22 protein-coding genes are annotated in these 21,005 nt (G+C 68.1%); 6 read left to right on the forward strand and 16 right to left on the reverse strand.

The features are described from left to right. Nucleotides 1–245 precede the first annotated feature (245 nt). The 3 genes from BZF57_RS21485 to BZF57_RS03180 all read left to right on the forward strand — a co-directional run bounded on the left by BZF57_RS21485 (nucleotide 246) and on the right by BZF57_RS03180 (nucleotide 3,152). The gene (locus BZF57_RS21485) at nucleotides 246–845 is read left to right on the forward strand and encodes a TM2 domain-containing protein (RefSeq protein ID WP_206073183.1); all 600 of its coding nucleotides are present in this window, start codon (nucleotides 246–248) and stop codon (nucleotides 843–845) included. A gap of 143 nt (nucleotides 846–988) precedes the next feature. Next, a complete protein-coding gene (locus tag BZF57_RS03175; RefSeq protein ID WP_240505826.1) occupies nucleotides 989–2,620 on the forward strand; it encodes a lysine--tRNA ligase in 1,632 nt (543 codons plus the stop codon). 10 nt (nucleotides 2,621–2,630) lie between these two features. Further along, nucleotides 2,631–3,152 carry a DUF1003 domain-containing protein gene (locus BZF57_RS03180; RefSeq protein WP_086734501.1) on the forward strand — a complete coding sequence of 174 codons (522 nt, stop codon included), beginning with the start codon at nucleotides 2,631–2,633 and terminating at the stop codon, nucleotides 3,150–3,152. Here BZF57_RS03180 and BZF57_RS03185 read toward each other — a convergent pair. After that, on the reverse strand, nucleotides 3,149–3,817 hold the full coding sequence (locus BZF57_RS03185; RefSeq protein WP_086734503.1) for a 2OG-Fe(II) oxygenase: 669 nt from the start codon (nucleotides 3,815–3,817) through the stop codon (nucleotides 3,149–3,151). The two genes, BZF57_RS03180 and BZF57_RS03185, sit on opposite strands and share 4 nt — an antisense overlap. Before the next feature lie 113 nt (nucleotides 3,818–3,930). Here BZF57_RS03185 and BZF57_RS03190 point away from each other — a divergent pair, with 113 nt between their 5' ends. Next, the gene (locus tag BZF57_RS03190) at nucleotides 3,931–4,488 is read left to right on the forward strand and encodes a cytochrome b (protein ID WP_086734505.1); all 558 of its coding nucleotides are present in this window, start codon (nucleotides 3,931–3,933) and stop codon (nucleotides 4,486–4,488) included. A gap of 74 nt (nucleotides 4,489–4,562) precedes the next feature. Here BZF57_RS03190 and BZF57_RS03195 read toward each other — a convergent pair whose 3' ends face one another. Beyond that, nucleotides 4,563–5,867: an RcnB family protein gene (locus tag BZF57_RS03195; RefSeq protein WP_086734507.1), complete on the reverse strand. Its 1,305-nt coding sequence runs from the start codon at nucleotides 5,865–5,867 to the stop codon at nucleotides 4,563–4,565. Between the two features lie 177 nt (nucleotides 5,868–6,044). Between BZF57_RS03195 and BZF57_RS03200 the strand changes: the two genes are divergently transcribed. Beyond that, nucleotides 6,045–6,632, forward strand: coding sequence for a pyridoxamine 5'-phosphate oxidase family protein (locus BZF57_RS03200; protein ID WP_086734509.1), 588 nt, complete (start codon nucleotides 6,045–6,047; stop codon nucleotides 6,630–6,632). Nucleotides 6,633–6,642: 10 nt separating this feature from the next. On the opposite strand, the gene BZF57_RS03205 is transcribed toward BZF57_RS03200, so the two are convergent. Next, nucleotides 6,643–7,323 (reverse strand): GGDEF domain-containing protein, encoded by a 681-nt coding sequence (locus BZF57_RS03205; RefSeq protein ID WP_086734512.1) that lies wholly within the window; start codon nucleotides 7,321–7,323, stop codon nucleotides 6,643–6,645. A gap of 182 nt (nucleotides 7,324–7,505) precedes the next feature. Then, nucleotides 7,506–9,179 (reverse strand): energy-dependent translational throttle protein EttA, encoded by a 1,674-nt coding sequence (gene ettA, locus BZF57_RS03210; protein WP_086734514.1) that lies wholly within the window; start codon nucleotides 9,177–9,179, stop codon nucleotides 7,506–7,508. Nucleotides 9,180–9,294: 115 nt separating this feature from the next. Between ettA and BZF57_RS03215 the strand changes: the two genes are divergently transcribed. After that, nucleotides 9,295–10,716 (forward strand): M20/M25/M40 family metallo-hydrolase, encoded by a 1,422-nt coding sequence (locus tag BZF57_RS03215; RefSeq protein ID WP_086734516.1) that lies wholly within the window; start codon nucleotides 9,295–9,297, stop codon nucleotides 10,714–10,716. A 4-nt stretch (nucleotides 10,717–10,720) separates the two neighbouring features. Here BZF57_RS03215 and BZF57_RS03220 read toward each other — a convergent pair whose 3' ends face one another. The 12 genes from BZF57_RS03220 to BZF57_RS03275 form a co-directional block, all read right to left on the reverse strand. Next, nucleotides 10,721–12,172 carry a methyl-accepting chemotaxis protein gene (locus tag BZF57_RS03220; RefSeq protein WP_086734518.1) on the reverse strand — a complete coding sequence of 484 codons (1,452 nt, stop codon included), beginning with the start codon at nucleotides 12,170–12,172 and terminating at the stop codon, nucleotides 10,721–10,723. 65 nt (nucleotides 12,173–12,237) lie between these two features. Beyond that, nucleotides 12,238–13,764, reverse strand: a complete 1,527-nt coding sequence (locus tag BZF57_RS03225; protein WP_086734520.1) for a methyl-accepting chemotaxis protein — start codon at nucleotides 13,762–13,764, stop codon at nucleotides 12,238–12,240. Continuing rightward, nucleotides 13,761–14,072 carry a hypothetical protein gene (locus BZF57_RS03230; RefSeq protein WP_086734522.1) on the reverse strand — a complete coding sequence of 104 codons (312 nt, stop codon included), beginning with the start codon at nucleotides 14,070–14,072 and terminating at the stop codon, nucleotides 13,761–13,763. Before BZF57_RS03230 ends, BZF57_RS03225 begins: the two co-directional genes overlap by 4 nt. Then, the gene (locus BZF57_RS03235) at nucleotides 14,062–14,364 is read right to left on the reverse strand and encodes a hypothetical protein (RefSeq protein ID WP_086734524.1); all 303 of its coding nucleotides are present in this window, start codon (nucleotides 14,362–14,364) and stop codon (nucleotides 14,062–14,064) included. The genes BZF57_RS03230 and BZF57_RS03235 overlap by 11 nt, the downstream gene beginning before the upstream one ends. A 2-nt stretch (nucleotides 14,365–14,366) precedes the next feature. Then, nucleotides 14,367–14,807: a chemotaxis protein CheW gene (locus BZF57_RS03240; RefSeq protein WP_086734526.1), complete on the reverse strand. Its 441-nt coding sequence runs from the start codon at nucleotides 14,805–14,807 to the stop codon at nucleotides 14,367–14,369. Between the two features lie 29 nt (nucleotides 14,808–14,836). Continuing rightward, a complete protein-coding gene (locus tag BZF57_RS03245; protein ID WP_086734528.1) occupies nucleotides 14,837–15,220 on the reverse strand; it encodes a response regulator in 384 nt (127 codons plus the stop codon). Nucleotides 15,221–15,238: 18 nt separating this feature from the next. Beyond that, complete coding sequence (locus tag BZF57_RS03250) at nucleotides 15,239–15,814, reverse strand: chemotaxis protein CheD (RefSeq protein ID WP_240505827.1); 576 nt, start codon at nucleotides 15,812–15,814, stop codon at nucleotides 15,239–15,241. Then, a complete protein-coding gene (locus BZF57_RS03255; RefSeq protein ID WP_086734530.1) occupies nucleotides 15,811–16,878 on the reverse strand; it encodes a protein-glutamate methylesterase/protein-glutamine glutaminase in 1,068 nt (355 codons plus the stop codon). The genes BZF57_RS03250 and BZF57_RS03255 overlap by 4 nt, the downstream gene beginning before the upstream one ends. Then, nucleotides 16,875–17,771, reverse strand: coding sequence for a CheR family methyltransferase (locus tag BZF57_RS03260; protein ID WP_086734532.1), 897 nt, complete (start codon nucleotides 17,769–17,771; stop codon nucleotides 16,875–16,877). Before BZF57_RS03260 ends, BZF57_RS03255 begins: the two co-directional genes overlap by 4 nt. Nucleotides 17,772–17,780: 9 nt before the next feature. Next, nucleotides 17,781–19,889 carry a chemotaxis protein CheA gene (locus tag BZF57_RS03265; protein WP_086734534.1) on the reverse strand — a complete coding sequence of 703 codons (2,109 nt, stop codon included), beginning with the start codon at nucleotides 19,887–19,889 and terminating at the stop codon, nucleotides 17,781–17,783. Beyond that, the gene (locus BZF57_RS03270) at nucleotides 19,886–20,143 is read right to left on the reverse strand and encodes an STAS domain-containing protein (protein WP_086734536.1); all 258 of its coding nucleotides are present in this window, start codon (nucleotides 20,141–20,143) and stop codon (nucleotides 19,886–19,888) included. The genes BZF57_RS03265 and BZF57_RS03270 overlap by 4 nt, the downstream gene beginning before the upstream one ends. A 106-nt stretch (nucleotides 20,144–20,249) precedes the next feature. Next, on the reverse strand, nucleotides 20,250–21,005 hold a 756-nt coding region (locus BZF57_RS03275; protein WP_240505828.1), incomplete at its 5' end, for a methyl-accepting chemotaxis protein.

Below are 21,005 nucleotides of genomic sequence, written 5' to 3' on the forward strand. Positions count from 1 at the left end.
CTGCGTCCCGCCGCTCGCGGAGCGCAGCCAGTGGCCGCCGTGGCTGGCATGGAGCGCGGGCAGGGCCAAAGGGTCAGGAAGCGGATCGGGGAGGCTCACGCCCGCCACGATGGGCGAGGCCGCGCGGCTTGTAAACGCACCGGGGTGGCTTGTCCCGCATCGCGCGCGCGGCAGCCCGGCCTCTAACCTCTGCTTAATCCTTTGATGGCACGCTGGAAATCTTGGAATCGTCAGGGGATGGCGCAATGAGTTTCGGACGCAAGGGGGCGATCCCCGGACAGGCACCCCTTGGCGGACCGCGCGCGGCCGCCGGTTCCGGGCCTCGCCCCGCCACCCCGATCGACCCTCGGGCCGCCGAAATCGCCGCGCGGCGCGAGGCCTTCCTCGCCGCCGAACGCGCCCGCCGCGAGGAGCAGGGCGGCGAGTACGACGCTCTCGCCAATCTGCGCAACGCGCCGCGCCCCGCCACCCGCCGCGAGGAACCGGTGGGCGACAGCTGGAATCCGATTTCCGAAAGCCAGCTGCGCGCCGCGCGCGGGGGCAAGAGCGGGCGGACCAACTACATGTTGGGCGATCCGCGCAAGCGCTCGCTGGCGCTCGCCTATGTGTACTGGTATTTCTGCGCACCCATCGGGATGCACCGCATCTATTGCGGGCACAAGGAGAGCGGCATCTACCAGATGGCGCTGTTCATCGGCGGGCTGGTGCTGCTCGCGATCTGGGCGCCGCTCGGCATCGCATCGCTGATTGCGTGGTTCGTGTGGATCATCGCCGACCTGTTCCTGATCCCGGGCATGATGCGGCGGTTCAAGGCCGAGCACGCCGAATACCTCGATTTCGCCTGAACCTCGCGCGGGGTTCGGTGGGCACCAGAGCCCCTCCAGACCCCGCCAGACCCCCTCCAGACCCCCTCCAGACCCGTTTCGCGGGGGGCTTTTGGCGCGGTTTCACGTGAAACATCGGCTTGCAAGCCGCCGCGCCTTGCGCAATGGCCGCGCTCGTCATGACGATCACGCAAGAAGCCCTCATCGCCGCAGCGTCCAACTCCAAGGCCTGGCCCTTCCAGGAGGCCCAGCGCCTCGCCAAGCGCCTGCCCGAGGGCAAGCCCGGCGGCGTGCTGTTCGAGACCGGCTACGGCCCCTCGGGCCTGCCGCATATCGGGACTTTTCAGGAGGTTCTGCGCACCTCGCTGGTGCGCCGCGCCTACGAGACGCTGACCGGCGGCGCCGCGACGCGGCTGGTGGCGTTTTCGGACGATCTCGACGGCCTTCGCAAGGTGCCGGACAATGTGCCCAATCAGGCGATGCTGGCCGAGCACCTGGGAAAGCCTCTCTCGCGCATCCCCGATCCGTTTGAAAAGTTTGAAAGTTTCGCCGCGCACAACAATGCGATGCTGCGCGACTTCCTCGACCGTTTCGGGTTCGAGTACGAGTTCGTCAGCTCCTCGGACTGCTACAATTCGGGCCGCTTCGACGAGGCGCTGAAGGGCGTGCTGACGAATTTCAGCGCGATCATGGACATCATGCTCCCGACCCTCGGGGAGGAGCGCCGCAAGACCTATTCGCCTGTGATGCCGATCAGCCCGACGACCGGCGCGGTGTTGCAGGTTCCCATCGAAGTCATTGATCCGGAAGCCGGAATTATCCGCTTCACCGACGAGGACGGCAGCACTGTCGAGCAATCGGCGCTGGGCGGCATGGCCAAGTGCCAGTGGAAGGTCGACTGGGCGATGCGCTGGGTGGCGCTGGGCGTCGATTACGAAATGTACGGCAAGGACCTGACCGACAGCGGCATCCAGTCGGGCAAGATCGCCCGCGTGCTCGGCGGGCACAAGCCGGAAGGGCTGATCTACGAGCTGTTTCTGGATGCCAAGGGCGAAAAGATCAGCAAGTCCAAGGGGAACGGCCTCTCTATTGAGGAATGGCTGCAATATGGCAGCCCAGAGAGCCTCGGCTTCTACATCTTCGCCAACCCCCGCAGCGCCAAGCAGCTGCATGGCGGCGTAATCCCCAAGGCGGTCGACGATTACTGGCAGTTCCGCGCCGCGATCCCCTCGCAGGACGCCGACAAGCGGCTCGGCAATCCGGTGTGGCACCTGCTGCGCGCGAACGAGCACCACACCGGCGCCGAGGCACCCGGCGAGGGCGATACCCTGCCGGTGCCCTTCAGCCTGCTGCTCAATCTTGTAGGCGTTCTGGGCGCAGGCGCGACGCGCGAGGCGGTGTGGTCCTACCTCGGCAACTATGTCGAGAATGCCGATCCCGCCGCGCACCCCGCGCTGGATGCGCTGGTGGACCGCGCGCTTGCCTACAACCGCGATTTCGTCGCGCCGACGCTCGAAAAGCGCGCGCCGGTGGGCGGAGAAGTCGCGGCTTTGCAGGCACTTGATGCCGCGCTCGAGGCCGCCGATCCCGCGACCAGCGCGGAGGATCTCCAGACCATCGTCTACGAGATCGGCAAGATCGAGGAGTTCGGCTTCGGCAACCTGCGCGACTGGTTCAAGGCGCTCTACGAAACCCTGCTCGGATCCGAACAGGGCCCGCGCATGGGCAGCTTCATCGCGCTCTACGGCATTGCGCCCACCCGCGAGCTGATTGCCGAGGCGCTCGCGAAGGCCTAGGCTTGCCGGTATGACCCGCCGCGAAGCCGATCCGCACAAGCTCGCGCACGACCTGCTCGGGCGCGATTTCGACGATCTCGATTCCGAGGAGCAGCGCGTGCTGCGCCACGTCGCGGCGGGCACCTACACCGGCCTCGACGCGGACGAACTGGCGCAGAGCCATGCGACATGGGGCGACAATCTGGCCGACCGGGTGGCGGCGATTGGCGGCAGCTGGGGCTTCATTATCGGCTTCGGCGTGGTGCTGCTGGTGTGGACGAGCCTCAACAGCGGCGTCCTGCAAGCGCTGGGTTTGGGAGCTTTTGACGCTTACCCCTTCATTTTCCTCAATCTTATCCTCTCGATGCTGGCAGCAGTGCAGGCGCCGATCATCCTGATGAGCCAGAACCGCCAGGCGATGAAGGACCGCATCACCGCGCGCCACGATTACGAGGTGAACCTGCGCACCCAGCTCGAAATCCTGCGCCTTGCCAAGCGGATGGACGCGCTTGCCGAGGATGTCCGCAAGATCGCCCGCAGGGACGAGGCCTAGCGCCACGCCCGGGTGCGGTACCACTTGGTGATGATGTATTTGCTGCCGCGTTCGACCGGGCAGCCCGCATGGAGCGCCGCCGGATTCGGGCGGCCATCGGGCAAGGCGTTGTTCCACAACAGCAAAACGCCGGGCTTGGGTTCGATCTCCAGCCCGAGCAGGGTGAAGGCGGTCGCGCCGCCCGCCTCGACCGCGTTGAGATAGGCCATCGCCGTCCAGCTGCGCTGCCCGCCGCGCGCCTCCTCCTGCGGCCAGTAGCCTTCCGAGGTGTAGAACCAGTCGTTGTGCGGCTTGAATTCCTGCCCGGGGCGATAGCGCTGGCCCTGCACCGGCTCGCCGATCGCCGCTTCGACCCCGAGCAGCCCGTCGATCCGCTGCGAGATGCCGGCAACGAAGGGATCGCGCGGGTCGAGATCGCCTGAATAGGACGTGCGAAAGCCGCTCGCATAGTCGAGCTCGTGGAGCGAGGAAGGCCGCGCCACGGCATCGATCATGGTGCACAGCCGCGCGCATTCCCCGTCCGACAGGAACCCGCCGACCGCAAACAGCTCAATCCGCTCGTCATCCACCCGGTAGACCGCCGGATCGCCCGTAAGCCGCGCGCGCACCGCTTCGCCGAGACGGGCGAGGGCGGCTTGATCTGGAACAATGCCGGGCGCGGACATGGGCGCACAGGTAGCAAGCACCCGCCGCTGTGCAAGCGGCCTGCGCCCCGATTGCGCGGCGCGTCGGCGATGCTAGGCTGCGGGCCTCGGGCAATCACGGAAGGGACACGGGAATGAGCCTCAACGCCAAGACCAAATATTCGGGCCTCGCCATGCTGCTGCACTGGCTGATCGCGGTGCTGGTGATCGTGCAGTGGCGCATCAGCGAAGCGGCGGAAGAGGCCGCCACCCGCGAGGCGGGCGGGGCGATCATGGCGAACCACTTTGCCATCGGCGTGGTGATCTTCCTTGTTGTCGCGCTGCGACTGGTGTGGCGTCAGATGAGCCCGCCGCCCCCGCCGGTGCCGGGCCATGCGCCGTGGGAGCGGACTTTCGCGAAGCTCGTACACTTCGCCTTCTACGCGCTGCTGCTGGTGATGCCGATCGCGGGCTGGATCGCGCTGTCTTCCTTCGGGGAGCCGATCAATGTCTGGGGCCTGTTCCAGCTGCCCGCGCTGCCCGTGCCGCAGAACCCCGATCTCGGCGAGCAGATCTTCGAACTCCACGGCGCTTCGGGCATCGCGCTGCTGGTGCTGGCAGCGCTGCATGCACTCGCCGCGCTCAAGCACACCATCGTCGACAAGGACGGCACGCTGTTCCGGATGCTGCCTTTCGGCACCTCGCGCAGCTGAGCGCCTTGCCCTGACAGGCACGAAAAAGCCCCGCCGGATCGCTCCGGCGGGGCTGCTTCTGTTACGGGGGAGACCTACCAGAAGAAGTCGTACACTACGTCTACGACCTCACCGGTGTAGATATCGACCAGCACGACATCGTCATAATACCGTACCCACTGGTAGGGACCGTAGGCCGGCGGCAGGCGGTAGGCCCAGGGGTCGTTAATGAAGAACCGCGGCTGGAAGAACAGGCTGTCGAGATACCAGCCGATGCTCAGCCGGCTGTAGCTGTGGCTGCGGAACGGGGCGTAGTACGGGCCCGGACGGTAGATGATGACGTTGTTGCGCCGGTAATCGTACCAGTTGTAGCTCCGGTTGCCGCGCCAGCGGTTGTCCCAGCGACGGAAATCCCGGTTGTCCCAGCCCTGACGGCCGTTCCACCCCCAGCGCCAGTCATCACGCCGCCAGTCGCGCCGGTCGCCGTGCCAGCCGTTCCTGCGCCCGTCGTGGCGCCATTCGCGGCGCTCATCGCGGCGCCCGTCGCGCCAGTCGTCGCGCCGGCCATCGCGCCAGTCGCCGTTGCGATCCTGCCGCACGGCATCGCGCAGACCGTCACCCCAGCCATTGCCGCGGTTGTCGGCACGCCCGTCGCGGCGGTCATCGCGGCGCTCGCCCTGCCAGCCATCACGACGTTCACCCTGCCAGCCATCGCGGCGGCCATCGACGCGGTCGGCGCGGCGGTCTCCGCGATCCTCGATGCGGTCCGCACGCTGGTCGCCGCGCTGTTCGATGCGGTCGGCCCGCTGGTCGGTGCGACGGTCGATGCGGTCGGCGGCAACAGGCCGGCCCTGCCAGTCGCGGCGCTCGGCCTGACGGTCACCGCGCTGTTCGACGCGGTCGGCTCGCTGTTCGCTGCGCCAGTCGACACGGTCCGCGCGCTGCTCGCTACGCTCTTCGATCCGCTCGGCGCGCTGGTCGCCGCGGCGCTCCATCTGCTCGCGGGCCTGGGCGCGGCCGATCACATCGCCGCCGAAGCCACGCGGGGTCGGACGGTTCTGCGGCGGCTCGTAAGCCTGCGGAGCGGGGCGGGGCGCCTGCGGACGATCGAACTGCGGCGCGGCGCGCTGCTGCTGCGGGGGCTGCGGCGCATCGACGCGCTGCGGGCGCGGGCCATCGGCACGGGGCCGCTCGAAGCGCGGGCGCTCGGGACGATCCATCGCCATGCGCTCGGGACGCGGGCCGGGCGCGGGCCGCGACTCCGGCGGCGCGATGCGCATCCGGGGCGGCGAGGGCTCATCGGGCTGGCGCTCGATATCCTGTGCGGCGGCGGGCAGGGCAAAGGCGAGGGCCGCAGCCAGTGCTGCGAGCGATCCACCCCTGACAAAGCGGGTCATCATGGCAAGTGCCTCCAGTATCGCCAGCCCACCACAGGCTTGTGTTGATGGGAATCGATTACCCGCCACAGACTGTCGCGCGGATGAACCGGCTCACCGATGTTCAGAAAAAATCCGCTCCGGATGAATATTCCTCGTCGCGCTTGACCTGCGGGGCTTTGCCGCCAAAGGCGCTGGGCCATGTTCGAAGCGCTCGACGACTGCCTCACCGATTGCCGCAACCGGCTGATTCGCGCGCCGCGTGACCGCAAGGCGCCGATGCATACCCCGGTGATCGTCACAGGCGATGTCGATGCGCGGGTGATGGTGCTGCGCGCCTTCGACGCGGCGGCCTGGACCCTGCGGCTCCACACCGATGCCCGCGCCCCCAAGGCGCAGGTGATCGCCGCCGATCCGCGCGTCGCAGTGCTGTTCTACGACAAGGGCGCGAAGATCCAGATCCGTGCGCGGGGCGAAGGAGCAATCCTGCGCGATGGCGCCGACGTCGATGCCGCCTGGGCCGCGAGCACCAATTTCGCGCGGCGCTGCTATCTGGGCGAAGGGCCGGGTGCCGGGGCGGAGGGGCCGACATCGGGCCTGCCGGCCGAATTCGAGGGGGTCGAGCCGGACGACGCGCAGCTTGTCCCCGCGCGCGAGAATTTCGCGCTGCTCAAGATCACGCTGACCTCGCTCGACTGGCTCTATCTCGCGCACACCGGCCATGTCCGCGCGCAGTTCACCCGCGACGATGGTGCCGCGGCGTGGGAAGGGCGCTGGGTCTCGCCCTGAGGCAGGAGGCTCAGGCGGCCGAGGCCGAAGGGGTCTGCGAAGGCGAGGGGGCAGGTGCGGGCAGCAGCATGATCTCCTCGATCTCGCTCGCCGGCACGACGTGGTCGTCGCCCTTGGCAACCGCCGCGTCGAGCGCCCGTCGCGCGCGGGCGTAGATGCCCTGGGTGTCGTCTCCGAACCGCTCGGCCGCGACGCCGAAGCTCGCCGTCAGCCGCGCCTCTTCGCCGAGCTGCGGCAGGCGCAGCTGTGCGAGCTTGCGGCGCAGCCGGTCCGCGACCCGCACCGCGGCCCTTTCGTCGAGGCCGGGCATGGTGATGGTGAAGCTGTCACCCTGATCGAGCGCCACGCGGTCATCGCGGCGCAGGCCTGCACGCATCACGGCGGCAACATGCTCGCGCACTTCGTGGCTGGTGGTGTTGTTCCACACGCCCGACAGTGCGCCGAGCTGGTCGATCCGGCCGCGCAGCACCGCGCGCGATCCGGCCCGCACCGCATCGCGGCGCATGGCCAGATCGATGGTGTTGGCAAAGGCGTCGGACTTGATGAAATCGCCGAGCTTGTCGGAGAGCGGGCTCCGGCGCGGATCGAGGCGCCGGTTGGCGCGAACCCTGCCGGCCCAGGCGCCTGCCACGATGCACCCTGTGCACAGCATCACTGCCACCTCGAGTGGCACTTCAATACCCGTGATCAAGCCCCGATGCCCCTTTTGCGACCTTATTCTTGTTCGCTAGGGAGACTGACGTAAGGGTGATTAAGACGAAGTAAAGGGTGCCGCGAAGCGGTGGCCAAAAGTTAGCAATAATGTGAAGGCCGGTGTGGCGAGGGTGCCACGGGGCGGGATCTGTGTTCGTCCCGCCCTCGCGGCCCGTCCGGTCAGCGGGTCAGCTTCTTGTAGGCAAGCCGCGTCGGGCGATCCGCCGCGTCGCCCAGACGGCGGCGCTTGTCTTCCTCGTAGGCTTCGAAGTTGCCTTCGAACCATTCGACATGGCTGTTGCCCTCGAAGGCGAGGATATGCGTGGCGAGACGGTCGAGGAAGAAGCGGTCGTGGCTGATGACCACGGCGCAGCCCGCGAAGTTCTCGATCGCGTCTTCCAGAGCGGCCAGCGTTTCGACGTCGAGGTCGTTGGTCGGCTCGTCGAGCAGCAGCACGTTGCCGCCTTGCTTCAGCATCTTGGCCATGTGCACGCGGTTGCGTTCACCGCCCGAAAGCTTGCCGACGTTCTTCTGCTGGTCCGCGCCCTTGAAATTGAACGCGCCGACATAGGCGCGGGTCGACATGTCCTGCCCGTTGACCTTCATGTAATCGAGCCCGTCGGAGATTTCCTCCCAGACGTTCTTCTTGGGGTCCAGATGATCGCGGCTCTGGTCGACAAAGCCGAGCCGAACGGTCGAACCGATCTCGATCGTGCCGCTGTCGGGGGTTTCCTTGCCGGTGAGGATCTTGAACAGCGTGGACTTGCCCGCGCCGTTCGGCCCGATCACGCCGACGATCCCGCCCGGGGGCAGCATGAAGCTGAGGTTCTCGAACAGCAGCTTGTCGCCATAGGCCTTGGTGATGCCCTTGGCCTCGATCACCTTGCCGCCCAGACGCTCGGGAACCTGGATGACGATCTGGGCCTTGCCGACCTGACGATTGTCCTGGCTGTTCTGCAACTCTTCGAACTTGCGGATACGCGCCTTGGACTTGGTCTGGCGCGCGGCTGGGGTCTGGCGAATCCACTCGAGCTCGCGGGCCAGCGCCTTCTGCTTGCCGCTTTCCTCGCGGCTTTCCTGCTCCATGCGCTTGGCCTTCTTCTCGAGATAGGTCGAGTAGTTGCCTTCGTAGGGATAATAGGACCCGCGATCGAGTTCGAGGATCCATTCGACCACGTTATCGAGGAAGTAGCGGTCGTGGGTGATCATCAGCACCGCGCCGGCATAGTCCTTGAGGTGGTTTTCGAGCCACTGGACCGATTCCGCGTCGAGGTGGTTGGTCGGCTCGTCCAGCAGCAGGATCGAGGGCTTCTGGATCAGCAGGCGGGTGAGCGCCACGCGGCGCTTTTCGCCGCCCGACAGGTCCTTGACCGGCCAGTCGCCCGGCGGGCAGCGCAGGGCTTCCATCGCCACTTCGAGCTGGTTGTCGAGCGTCCAGCCATCGACGGCGTCGATCTTGTCCTGAAGCTCGCCCATTTCCGCGCCGAGCGCGTCGAAATCGGCATCGGGCTCGCACATCAGCGCGCTGATTTCATTGAAGCGGGCGACGAGATCGGCGGTTTCCTTGGCGCCTTCGCGCACGTTTTCGAGCACGGTCTTGGTCGGATCGAGCTCGGGCTCCTGCTCGAGATAGCCGACGGTGATGTTCTCGCCCGGCCACGCCTCGCCGGTGAAGTCCTTGTCGATCCCGGCCATGATCTTGATCAGGGTCGACTTGCCTGCGCCGTTGGGGCCGACGATGCCGATCTTGGCGCCCTGGTAGAACTGAAGCGAGATATTGTTCAGCACCGGCTTCTGCGCGCCGGGGAAGGTCTTGGTCATGCCCTTCATGACATAGGCGTATTGGGCGGCCATCGGAGGGTCCTTCGGGTCTTGGAATGGGTCAGGATTTGCGTGCGCAGATAGGGAAGGGGAGAGGCAAGGGCAAGCGGCTAGACAGGCGGGCGGGGCGGGCCTAGCACCTGCGGCCATGACCAAGGCCTCCCTGCTCGCGCTGACCGCGCTCTCGCTCGCCGCACCGGCTCTCGCCAACACCCCGCCCCCGCGTCCTACGCTGGAACAGGCCGCCGACAATGCCGGCAGCTACGATCCCCACGCATGGGACTTCGTCGAGGGGATCACCACCGAAGTCGGCCAACGGCAGGCAGGCACCGAGGCCGAGGTCCGCGGCCGGGCTTGGGCCGCGGCGTGGCTGAAGGCCAAGGGCTTCCAGAACATCGCGATCGAGCCCTACATGATGCCGACCTGGGTGCCGGGCGAACCGGGCAAGGCCGAGATCGTCAGCCCTTTCCCGCAGAGCCTCGCCGTCGCGCCGCTGGGTGACACGGCCTCGACCGGCCCCGAAGGGATCACCGCCGAGGTGGTGATGTTCAAGAGCGTCGCCGAACTTCAGGCCGCGCCCGAGGGCAGCCTCAAGGGCAAGATCGCCTTCGTCAGCAACGCCATGACCCGGACGCAAGACGGCAGCCAGTATGGCTTTGCCGGGCCGACGCGCTGGGTCGCCTCGGGCATCGCGGCGAGCAAGGGTGCGGTTGCGACCGTCATCAAGTCGGTCGGCACCGACCTGCACCGCAACCCGCACACCGGCGGCACCGACTTCCCCGAGGGCGTGAAGCCCACCCCGGCGGGCGCGCTCAGCAACCCCGATGCGGCGAACCTCGAGCGGATGTTCGCCCGCGCGGGCGGAAGGCCGATCACCATGAAGCTGGTGCTGACGCCGCGTTTTCTCGGCGAGACCGAGAGCGGCAATGTCGTGGGCGAGATCGTGGGCCGCAATCCCGCGCTCCCGCCGGTGCTGCTCGCCTGCCACCTCGACAGCTGGTGGCTCGGCACCGGCGCGATCGACGATGGCGCGGGCTGCGCGATCATAGCGGCGGCGGCGAAGTGGGTGAGCATTTCCGGCCAGCCGCTGCGCACCATCCGTGTGCTGTTCGCAGGCGCCGAGGAGACCGGCCTGTTCGGCAGCGCCGCCTACAGCAAGGCCCACATCAACGAGCCGATCGCCGTCGGCCTCGAGAGCGATTTCGGTGCGGACCGTATCTGGCGCTTCGATTCGAACTTCCGCGAGACCAACCCGGTGCTGCACAAGAAGATCGCCGCCGCCGTCGCGCGCTTTGGCGTCTCTGCCGGCACCGATCCTGCCACTGGCGGCGCGGACCTCAACATCGTGCGCGACCAGAAGGGCGCGCTGGTCGATCTGCAGCAGGACGGCACCCGCTATTTCGACCTGCACCACACGCCCGACGACACGCTCGACAAGATCGATCCGGTGCAGCTGCGCCAGAATGTCGCGGTGTGGACGCAGGTCGTCGGAATCCTCGCGAACGAGGAAACCGCGATCCTGACCGGTGGCCCGGTTCCGTCCGCGCCGCCGGTGATGAACGGCAAGTAGTCGCTCAGGCCGCGCGGCTGAGGCGCAGGTCCACCGGGGCCGCGCCCGCCCGTCCGCGCGTGCCGACCGTGAACTGCGATAGTGCGGAATCGAGCAACCCGGCCTCGCGGGTGAGCGAGGTTGCGGCAGCCGTGCACTGCTCGGCCATCGCCGCGTTCTGCTGGGTCGAACGGTCGAGCTCGCCCACCACGGCGGTGATCTGCGAGAGGTTCTCGGCCTGAACTGCAGCCGAATCCGCCAGCGTCTGGATTGCGCCCGACAGCGCGGCGATGTCGCGCGTGATTGCCGCGAAGGCATCGCCGCTGCGGCCCACCAGATCGACCCCGCGGCCGACCTGCACCGAACTGGCCGAGATCAGCGCCTTCACTTCCTCTGCCGCTTCGGCGCAGCGCTGAGCGAGGGCGCGCACTTCGTTGGCGACAACGGCAAAGCCCTTGCCCGCCTCGCCCGCGCGCGCCGCCTCGACGCCTGCATTGAGCGCCAACAGGTTGGTCTGGAACGAGATGCTTTCGATCACCGCGATGATCGAGGTGATTTCCTGCGAGCTGCTCTCGATCTGCTGCATTGCGCCGACCGCCTCGGTGACGATCTGCGAGCCTTCGGTCGCGCGGGTGGTGGTGTCGGTGATCGTCCGGCGCGCGCCCGCGCTGGTCGCGGCGCTTTCCTGCACGCTGCTGTTGATCGAGACGATCGCGGTGGCCGTCTCCTCCAGATTGGCGGCCTGTTCCTCGGTGCGGCGCGACAGGTCGTCGGCGGCCGAGCGGATTTCGGTGGCGCCGGCATTCATCGACGCCATGCCCGACATGACATTGCCGAGCGTCTCGCACAGGGTGCCCAGCGCCGCGTTGAAGTCGCGTTCGACCTGCGCATATTCGGCCGGGAAGCCTTCGATGCGGGCGGTCAGATCGCCGGCGGAGACCTGCTGGAGCGCGGTGCCCAGCTTGTCGCTGACCAGCGTGCGCACCCGTTCCTCGGAATTGTGGAAGTAGCCCGAGAGCGCAAGGTCGATGTCGAGCAGCGCGATCTTCACCAGGGTGGCGATCTGCCGCGCCTGCGCGCGCTTCCACGGCAGCCACGCGCGCCAGCCGGGGGCGACGATGGCGGTGATCAGCTCGTCGAGCACGAGGCCATAGGCGCCAACATACCACTTGGGCTCGAGCCCGATGCGTGCATGGACGTTACCGATGCGCGTGGCACGCTGGTAGAAGCGGTCGTCGACCCCGTCACGGAACACTGCCGTCCAGTGTTCGGCCTGCAACGACTTCGCGCGGCTCATCTGCTGCGGATTGTCGAAATGGTCCGACAATTCCTTGCGCGAGGCGATCACGCGGTAGAATCCGTCGAGCGCGCCGTCGAGGCGACGGTTCAACGCACGGGCAACGCCCGCAAGCGTGCCTTGCCGGATATCGGCAAGGCCATAGTAATCGAGACGCTCCTTCAACGGGTTGGCAGACATGATGACGCTCCTGACGGGATGTGGGCTGCGACCCCTCCTTGAAATCCTGATGGTGTAGTGGCGGGCTAGGCGGCGCGGCTGAGTGGCGGTGCTTCCGCCCTGTCCCGCCGGAACCGTTCGACCTGACCGTTCAGATCCTCGGCATTGCGCAGCAGTTCGACCGAGGCGGCGCTGGTCTGTTCGGCCATCGCCGCGTTCTGCTGCATGCCGCGATCGAGCAGGCGCATCGCCTCGTCGATCTGGCGGATCGCATCGAGCGTGCCGGACGAGCCGAGCGCGATCCGGTCGATCTGTCCGGCAATGTCGGAGAAGCGCGAGACCAGCGAGGCGAGCAGGCTGACCATGTGGTTGACCCGCTCGACACCGACCGCGACCTCGTTCTTGGAGGCCGCGACCAGCTCCTTGATCGCGGTCGCCGACTGGGCCGAGCGCTGCGCCAGTTCGCGCACCTCGCCCGCGACCACGGCGAACCCCTTGCCCGCCTCGCCCGCGCGGGCGGCCTCGACCCCGGCATTTAGCGCGAGGAGATTGGTCTGGAAGGCGATGGTGTCGATGAAGCCGATCATCTCGCCGATCTCGATGGAGGACGCCTCGATCCGCGTGATGGCCTCTGCCGCGCCGGTGATGTCGTCGGCGCCGCGATCGGCATCGGCCTTGGCATCGAGCGCGGTGCTGCGGGTCGTGTCCCACAGCTTCGCCTGTTCCTCGATCGCACGCAGCAGATCTCCGGCCGTGCGGGCCGCGCTCTCGATCGCGGCTGTCTGCTGCTCGGTTTTGGTGGCGAGGCTGGTGGATGCCTCGCGCAGCTCCTGCGCCCCGTTCGCCACCTGGTCGGCCGTATCGGCCACGGTGCCGACCAGCCGGTCGAGATCGGCGCAGGATTCGTTGAGCAGAGTCCGGGCGCGGTCGTATTCTCCGGGGAAGGGGCTTTCGAGCCGGGTCGAAAGATCGCCCTCGGCGAGCGCATGGAGCCGCTCGCTCAGGCCCGACAGCACCACACGCTGGTCGGCCGCGAGGGCCTCGCGTTCGGCATTGCGCTCGGCATCGAGCTTGGCCTGCGCAAGCCGCGCCGCCGCCAGCCCGTCAATCAGGCTTTCGAACTGGCGGCACAGCACGATCAGCACCGCCGCTTCCACCAGCACGACGACCGCGTGGAACACCACCCGCAAGAGGTCTGCGCCATCGGGAAAGACATAGGCCGGGGCGATGAAGTTGAGCGCGAGGTGGTGCAGCGCCGTCACCAGCGTGCCCGCCACGATAACCCGCCAGTCGGCAAGGGCGGTCAGCACCGCGAGGAAGGCGAAGAACACCATGTGCATATCGATGATCCACCCGGTGGTGCTCGCCTGCGCCAGGAGCAGCGCGGCGAGCAACGGGTAGGTCACGCCAAACAGGATGCGGGTGGCCGGATCGGAGCGCCGCTGGTGGGCACACCACATCGGCGGCGCTACCAGCAGCACCGCGCTGGCTGCGATCAGCGGAGCATCGGCAAGCAGACCCCAGACCACCAGCACCGCGCCGATCACGCCGGCCAGGAGGCCGATCACGCGGACGCCGTTCTCGCGCAGGACGCGAGTGTCATCGACCATCATCGCTTTTCCTCCTGCGAAAGTGCCGCACAGCCCGAACCACGGGCGGCGATCGGCACGAGGCCCTGGCCGAGTGCGTGGAGGAGGCTGGCATTGTCGGTGACACGGGCGATCACGCGGCCGCTCGCCGTGTCGAGCGCGAGCAGCGGGGCAGCCTCGCGATCGGCCCAGCGCAGCGCGGCGGAAAGGTCATGTCCGGCGACCGGCACCAGTAGCGCCGCCTGCCCGGGGCGCGGCCAGAACAGGGCCGCCCCCAGCGCCAGACAGGCGCCGAGGGCATGGACCGTGATCAGGGCGTGATCAGTGCGCATCGGCCTGTTCCAGAGCATGGCGCAGCTCGCCCAGACGGATCGCGGCCACCGCGGCATCGGGATCGGACGCGCCCAGCACATTCGCCATCTCGCGCAGCGACTGCGCGAGCCGGTCGATCTGCTGCAATTGCACGAGATAGCGCGCGGCCACATCGGCATCGCTGCACAGCACGATGCCGAAGGCCTCGGCATCCTCGGCAAAGGTCGCCAGCCGCTGGGCGATACCATCGAGCAGGGCCGCAGAATGCGGCGCGCCGCCGGCGGCGCGGGGAACGGAGAGGGATCGGGCCATGATCAGGCGGCCAGTTCGATCGGCTCGTCAGCCATCAGGCGTGCCAGATCGAGCACCATCACCATGTCCTCGCCCAGCGGGGCGATGCCTTCGAGGAAGTGGGTGATGCTCTCGTGACCGACCGCGTCGGGTTGCTGGAGGGTGCCGGCCTCGATCGAGACGATGTCGGCTACATCATGGACGATCAGGCCGCGCATCTGGCCTTCGTATTCGATCACGATGATCGGATTGCGCGGGGTCGCCTCGGTCGGGGTCCAGCCCAGACGCGCAGCCAGATCGATCACCGGCAGCACCGCACCGCGCAGGTTGACGACGCCCGCGACATAATCGGGCACGCGCGGCAGGCGGGTGACGGGCGACCAGGCGCGGATCTCGCGCACGGTCATGATGTCGATGCCGAAGCGCTGGCTGGCGATGCCGAAGGTGATGAGTTCGTGGCGCATGGGGCGGGTGTCCCTGTTGGCTGAGGCGATCAGTGGATGACGCGGCGCAGCGCCGCGGTGAGCTTGTCGGCATCGAAGGGCTTGACGATCCACCCCGTCGCGCCGGCATTGCGGGCGCGCTGCTTCTTCTCGTCGGAGCTTTCGGTGGTCAGCACCAAGATCGGCCGCTCGGCATGGAGCGCGCTCGACCGCAGCTTCTCGATCAGGCCGAACCCGTCGAGGCGCGGCATGTTGATATCGGTGATGATGACGTCGACCTCGTTCGAAGCGAGCCATTCGAGCGCTTCCTGCCCGTCCTCGCATTGTTCGACCGCGAACCCGCGCGAGGTCAGCGCGCCGAGCAGCAGCGCACGCATCGAGGCGCTGTCGTCGACCGTGAGGACACGGATAGTGGCGGGATTGCTGGCTTCCATGATGTGCTCCGTTTGAAACTAAAATAGCTCGACCGTCCCAAGCGCCGATTGCGGCCGCCCCAGTGGTTTTTCCGTAGGGGCGACATCGGAGGGCACGAGGCGGGCGCGGACCTGGCCGCTGGCGGGACGAAACTGGATGCGCCGGGCCAGAGTGCCCTCGAGGTCCTCGAACACCTTGGGGATGTTCTCGCGCTCGAGGAACTGGCGGGCGAAGGCGGCATTGGCGGTGCCGATGGGAGAAAGGTCGGGGTTGAGGTTCGCGCCGCCGTAAAGCCGCGCGCGCATCCGGCTCTTGTGCGCACCCATGCCCAGCATCTCGTTGATCAGCAGCTCCATGAGGTAGAGGCCGTAATCGCTGTCGAAGGCCTGGCTGCGGACGTGGGCCGGGGGCTCGGCAAGGAGGAAGTGGTTCATCCCGCCCACCCGCGCGACCGGATCGAACAGGCAGGTGGCAACGCAGCTGCCAAGGATCGTGCTCATCTCGACCCGCGGGTCGGTGCTCGCCTTGGCCTCGCCCTGGACGATGGTCATGCGGACCACTTCGGGCGAGGGGCCGGCACCGGTGCCGGAAAGGAAGGGGGTCATGTCGGTCATGCGAGGCCTACCCGTGCCGGAGCGAAGATTGCGGACCCGATCTTTTCGAGCGGAAGGACTTCGCCCGCCGCCCCCAGTTCGATTGCCGCGCGCGGCATGCCGAAGACCACGCAGCTTTCCTGATCCTGTGCGATGGTGCGCGCGCCGATGCTCGCGAGCTGGGCCATGCCTTGCGCGCCGTCCTGTCCCATGCCGGTCAGCAGGACGCCAAGCGCGCGCGACCCGCCGTTCCCGCCGAGAAGGGCGGCAAGTGAAGCGAACAGTCGGTCGACGCTGGGGCGGTGACCCGACACGGGATCGCCTTCGCGCAAGATGCAGCGATAGCCGCGCGATCCGGCATTCGCGACCTGCAGGTGCCGCTCGTTGCCGGGCGCGAACAGCACCGTTCCGCGTTCGAGTGGCATATCGCTTTCGGCCAGCATCACCCGCGGCCGCACCGCGCGGTCGAAGGACTGGGCAATGGCGCCGGCAAAACAGCCGTTGATGTGCTGCACGACCAGCGTCGGCGGGCAATCCGCGGGGAAATCGGCGAGCAGGGTGTGGAGCGCCTCGACGCCGCCGGTCGAGGCCCCGATGACGATGATGTCGGGCAGGGCAGCCGCCGTCGGCGATGCGGGAGCGGGCGGGGGGGCGTGGCGGGCAGGACGCGCGGGATGAGGGTGAAGGTGCACCCGCGCCGCCTCGCGCACCATCTCGACCAGCGGGCAATCGTCGACCACATCGCTCGGCCGCACACGCAGCTGCGACTTGGCGATGCACCCGACCGCGCCGAGCTGGAGCCCGCGCGCGGTGGCGCTGGCGCCTTCCTCGGTTGCGCCGGAGACGAGGATCACCGGGGTCGGGCGCAGCTGCATGATCTTTTCGAGGAACGACAACCCGTCCATCCCCGGCATCTCGATGTCGAGCGTCACCACGTCGGGATCGAGCGCCTTGATCATCTGGCGCGCCTCGGCGGCATCGGCGGCGGTGCCGATCACCGCGATATCGCTCTCGCGCCCTAGCCGGTGCTGGAGTAGCGCGCGCATCAGCGGGCTGTCATCGACGATCAGGACCCGGATGCTCATGCGCCCATTCTCCGGCGGTAGATGGTGGGGCCGACCGGATCGAGCAGCGCGGTCGCCGGGCCGCTCACGCGCTCGGAATGGCCGATGTAGAGATAGCCGCCCGGCACCAGCTGGCGTGCGAACCGCTCGACCAGCCGGTCCTTGGTCGGGCCGTCGAAATAGATCATCACGTTGCGGCAGAAGATCACGTCGAACGGACGCTGCATTGGCCAGTCGCCCATCAGGTTGAGCTCGCGGAAGCGCACCATCGCCTGCACTGCCTGGTCGATCGAAAGCCGCTCCTCGCCGCCGTCGCTGCGCTCGGCCACGCACCAGGTGCGGCGAAGGGCTTCGGGCAGGGCATCGAGCGCGCTCGCGGGATAGGTCGCCGCCCGCGCTCCGGCGAGCGCATTGACCGAAATGTCGCTCGCGAGCGCGAGCAGCCGCGCCTTCGTCAGCTTCAGCCCCGCGTTGCGGTCCGCGCCGAGCAGGACCATCATCAGCGTCCAGATTTCCTCGCCGGTCGAACAGCCCGCCGACCAGATGCGCGCCTCGTCGCCCGCCATCGCGCGGCGCACCAGATCGGGGCGCACGACGCTTTCGAAGTGCTCGAAATGATGCGGTTCGCGGTGAAAATAGGTGTGGTTGGTGGTGAGCGCGGCAACCACCTCGGTCATCGTCCGCCCGTCGCCCTCGAGCGCATCGAGGAAGGCGCCGAAGCTCGTCAGCCCGCTGCGCCGCACGAGCGGGGCAAGGCGCGAATAGGCGAGCATCTTCTTGCGCTCGGACAGCACGATGCCGGTTTCGGCATGGATCAGGTCGGCGATGCGGCGGAAGTCGGCCTCGCCATAGATGGCGGGGCTGACACCGGGCACCATGCTGTCGGACGCCTCGGCGGCGCTGTGGGCATGCATGGCCGGACCTCAGGCGGCAGCGGCGAGCGTAACGCCGGCGTGATTGCGCGCGGCAGTGCTGGCGATGAAATCGACGTCGACGATCAGCGCCACCTTGCCGTTGCCGAGGATCGTTGCCCCGGCGACGGAATCGATCTGGCGGTAGTGCGCGTCCAGCGCCTTGATCACGAACTGGCGCTGGTCGGCGATGGCATCCACCAGCAGCGCGGCGCGGCCGTGGCCTTCGGTTTCGACCAGCACCAGCACGCCTTCGCAAGGATTGGTGACCGCCGCATCGGCGCCGGTCATCAGACCCAAGGGCACGATCGGCACGAAGGTGCCGCGCGCGTTCAACACCTGCGCGCGGGTGCCCATGCCCTTGACGTCGGCAGGGGTGGGGCGGAGGCTCTCGATCACATGGGTCAGCGGGATCACCAGCGACTGGTCGCCGACCTGCACGATCATCCCGTCCGAGATCGCCAGCGTCAGCGGCAGGGCGAGGCTGAAGGTGGTGCCCTTGCCGGGCACGCTCTCGATGGTGATGCGCCCGCCCAATTCCTTCACGTTCTGCTTCACGACGTCCATGCCCACGCCCCGGCCCGAGATGTTCGAGACGGTAGCGGCGGTGGAGAAGCCGGGGGCGAAGATCAGCTGGTGGATCTCCTCGTCCGAAAGCTGCGCCTCGGGGGCGACAAGGCCGTTGGCGATGGCCTTGGCGAGCACCCGGTCGCGGTCGATCCCGCGCCCGTCGTCGGCGATGCGGATGATGATGCGCCCGGCCTTCTGCTCGGCAGACAGGGTCAGCGTGCCTTCCGGGTCCTTGCCCGCCGCGCGGCGTTCTTCGGGCGGCTCGATCCCGTGGTCGACCGCGTTGCGGATGAGGTGCGTCATCGGCTCGGAGAGGCGCTCGATCACGGTCTTGTCGAGCTCGGTGGTCTCGCCGGCGACCTCGAGCTTCACGTGCTTGCCGGTCGAGCTGCCGAGCTCGCGCAGCAGGCGCGGCACGCGGCCGAAGACCGAACTGATCGGCTGGGCGCGGAAGGCCATCGCATGTTCCTGGATGTCGCGCACCAGCGTCTCGATCAGGGCGAGCTCCTCGATATGGGCGAGGTTCTCGTTGGTAAGCCGCTGGGCGAGCATGGCCTGCGCGATCACCAGCTCGCCCACGCCATCGATCAACATGTCGAGCTTTTTCAGATCGATACGCACCGATTGCGTCGCGGCACCGCCCGCAGGCGGGGCGGCCACTGTGGCGACGGGTGCGGGTACGGGGGCGCTCGCGGCGGCATCGGTCGAAGCGGCCGCCTGCGGCACTTCGGCGACTGCCGCGCGCTGGGTGGCGGGGCCTTGCGCCGGGGCTGCGGCGATGCGCGGCGGGGGCATGGTGCCCTCGGGGCCATAGGCGAGCGCGACCTCGTCACCCACGAAGTCGAAGATTTCCGCGACGCTTTCCTGCGCGACGCTGCCGGGCATGCGGAAGGTCCAGCCGAGATAGCCTTCCTCGACCGTCAGACGCTCGAAGGTGGGCACGGCGGAGATGTCGCACAGCTCGCAGGTGCCGCCGAGGTCGGTCAGCTCGCGCAGCCACAGCAGCGGCTCGCTGCCCTTGGTCATCGCGCCCGCGTGGGGGCGGATGTGCACCAGCCAGCTTTCGGGTTCGGCAGGTGCGGGAGCCGAGAGTTCGTTGAGCAGCGCGTCGAGATCGTCGAGCGGGTCGGCTGCGGGGGGCGGGGCGGGTTCCGGCGCGGGAGCAGCCCCGCTACCACCCGCCTGTGCCGCTTCCAGACGCGCCAGCAGGTCGGCATCTTCGGGCGGATTTCCGCGGCCGCGGGCGGCTTCGACGTGATCGCGCAGACAATCGAGCGCGAGCAGCAGCAGGTCGACCAGCGCCGGTTCCAGCGGGACCTTGCCCTCGCGGATTTCGCCGAGGAGGTTTTCGAAGCCGTGGGTATAGGCAGCGAGCGCGGTGTGCCCGAAAGCGCCCGCGCCGCCCTTGATCGAATGCACCGCGCGGAAGATCGCGTTGATGGTTTCCCCGTCGTGGGTTCCTTCACGACAGGCCGCCAGGCCCGTCTCGGTGGCTTCGAGGGCTTCTTCGCATTCGACGAAGAAGATCTGCTGGATGTCGTCTTCGGTCATGCTGCCACGCCTTCCATCACCACATGATCAAGCCGGGTCAGCGCGAGCGCGGCGGTGAAGGTGGCGCTCGGCTGGTGGATCGCGATCCCGCCCTCGGTTCTTGCTGCCGAAACAAGCAGTTGCAGCATCGCCTGACCGATCCGCTCGACCTTCGAGGCATCGAGCATCAGCGGCGCAGGGCCCAGCGCTTCGGCGATCTCCGGGTAGAGCGCGGAGGCGGCGCTGCGGTCGCAGATGGGGGGAAGAGCGATCATCTTGGGCCACCTTTTGCGGTTTTTCGGGGGGTCTGGCGGGGGGCGAGACCGGGTCTGACGGCGTCTGGAGGGGGTCTGGGAGAGGCTGGAGGGGGTCTGCCCCCCCCTAGAATTCGCTCCAGTCGTCCTCCGCCGGAACCGGCGCGGGTTTGTGGGCGAGATTGCCGGTCACCAGCGGCGGCGGGGGGGCGGCAGCGGCGGGCTTGCGCGGTGCCTGAGCCTTGCGCGGCGCGGGCGCCGGGGCAGGGGCGGCGGCGCGGACCGGAGCGGGCGGCGGGGCGTAGGCGGGCGCGGCGGCCGGCAAGTAGCCCGAGTTGCTCACCCGGAACTGCGCGACGAGCTCGCCGAGGCGCTGGGCCTCGCTCGAGAGGCTGCGGGTGGCGGCGGTCGCCTGCTCGACCATCGCGGCGTTCTGCTGGGTCATGCGGTCGATGCTGCCGACCGCGACATTGACCTGTTCGAGGTTCGACGCCTGCGCGGCCGCGGTCTCGGCGATCTCGTTCACCTGCGCCGTGACCGAGCCGACCTGCGCGACGATCTCGGCGAGCAAGGTGCCGGTCTCGCCGACCAGGCTCACCCCGTCGCCCACATGGGCGGTCGACTTGTCGATCAGCGCCTTGATGTCGCGCGCCGCCTCGGCCGAACGCTGGGCGAGGGCGCGCACCTCGTTGGCGACCACCGCGAAGCCCTTGCCCGCCTCGCCCGCACGCGCCGCTTCGACGCCTGCGTTGAGCGCCAGAAGGTTCGTCTGGAAAGCGATCCCGTCGATCACGTCGATGATCTGGGTGATCTCCTTGGCCGACTGCTCGATCGCGCCCATCGCCGCGACCGCCTTGCCGACCACCGCCCCGCCTTCGGTGGC

Origin of the sequence: Erythrobacter colymbi (assembly GCF_002155685.1) — a bacterium.
In the GTDB taxonomy this organism is placed as follows: domain Bacteria; phylum Pseudomonadota; class Alphaproteobacteria; order Sphingomonadales; family Sphingomonadaceae; genus Erythrobacter; species Erythrobacter colymbi.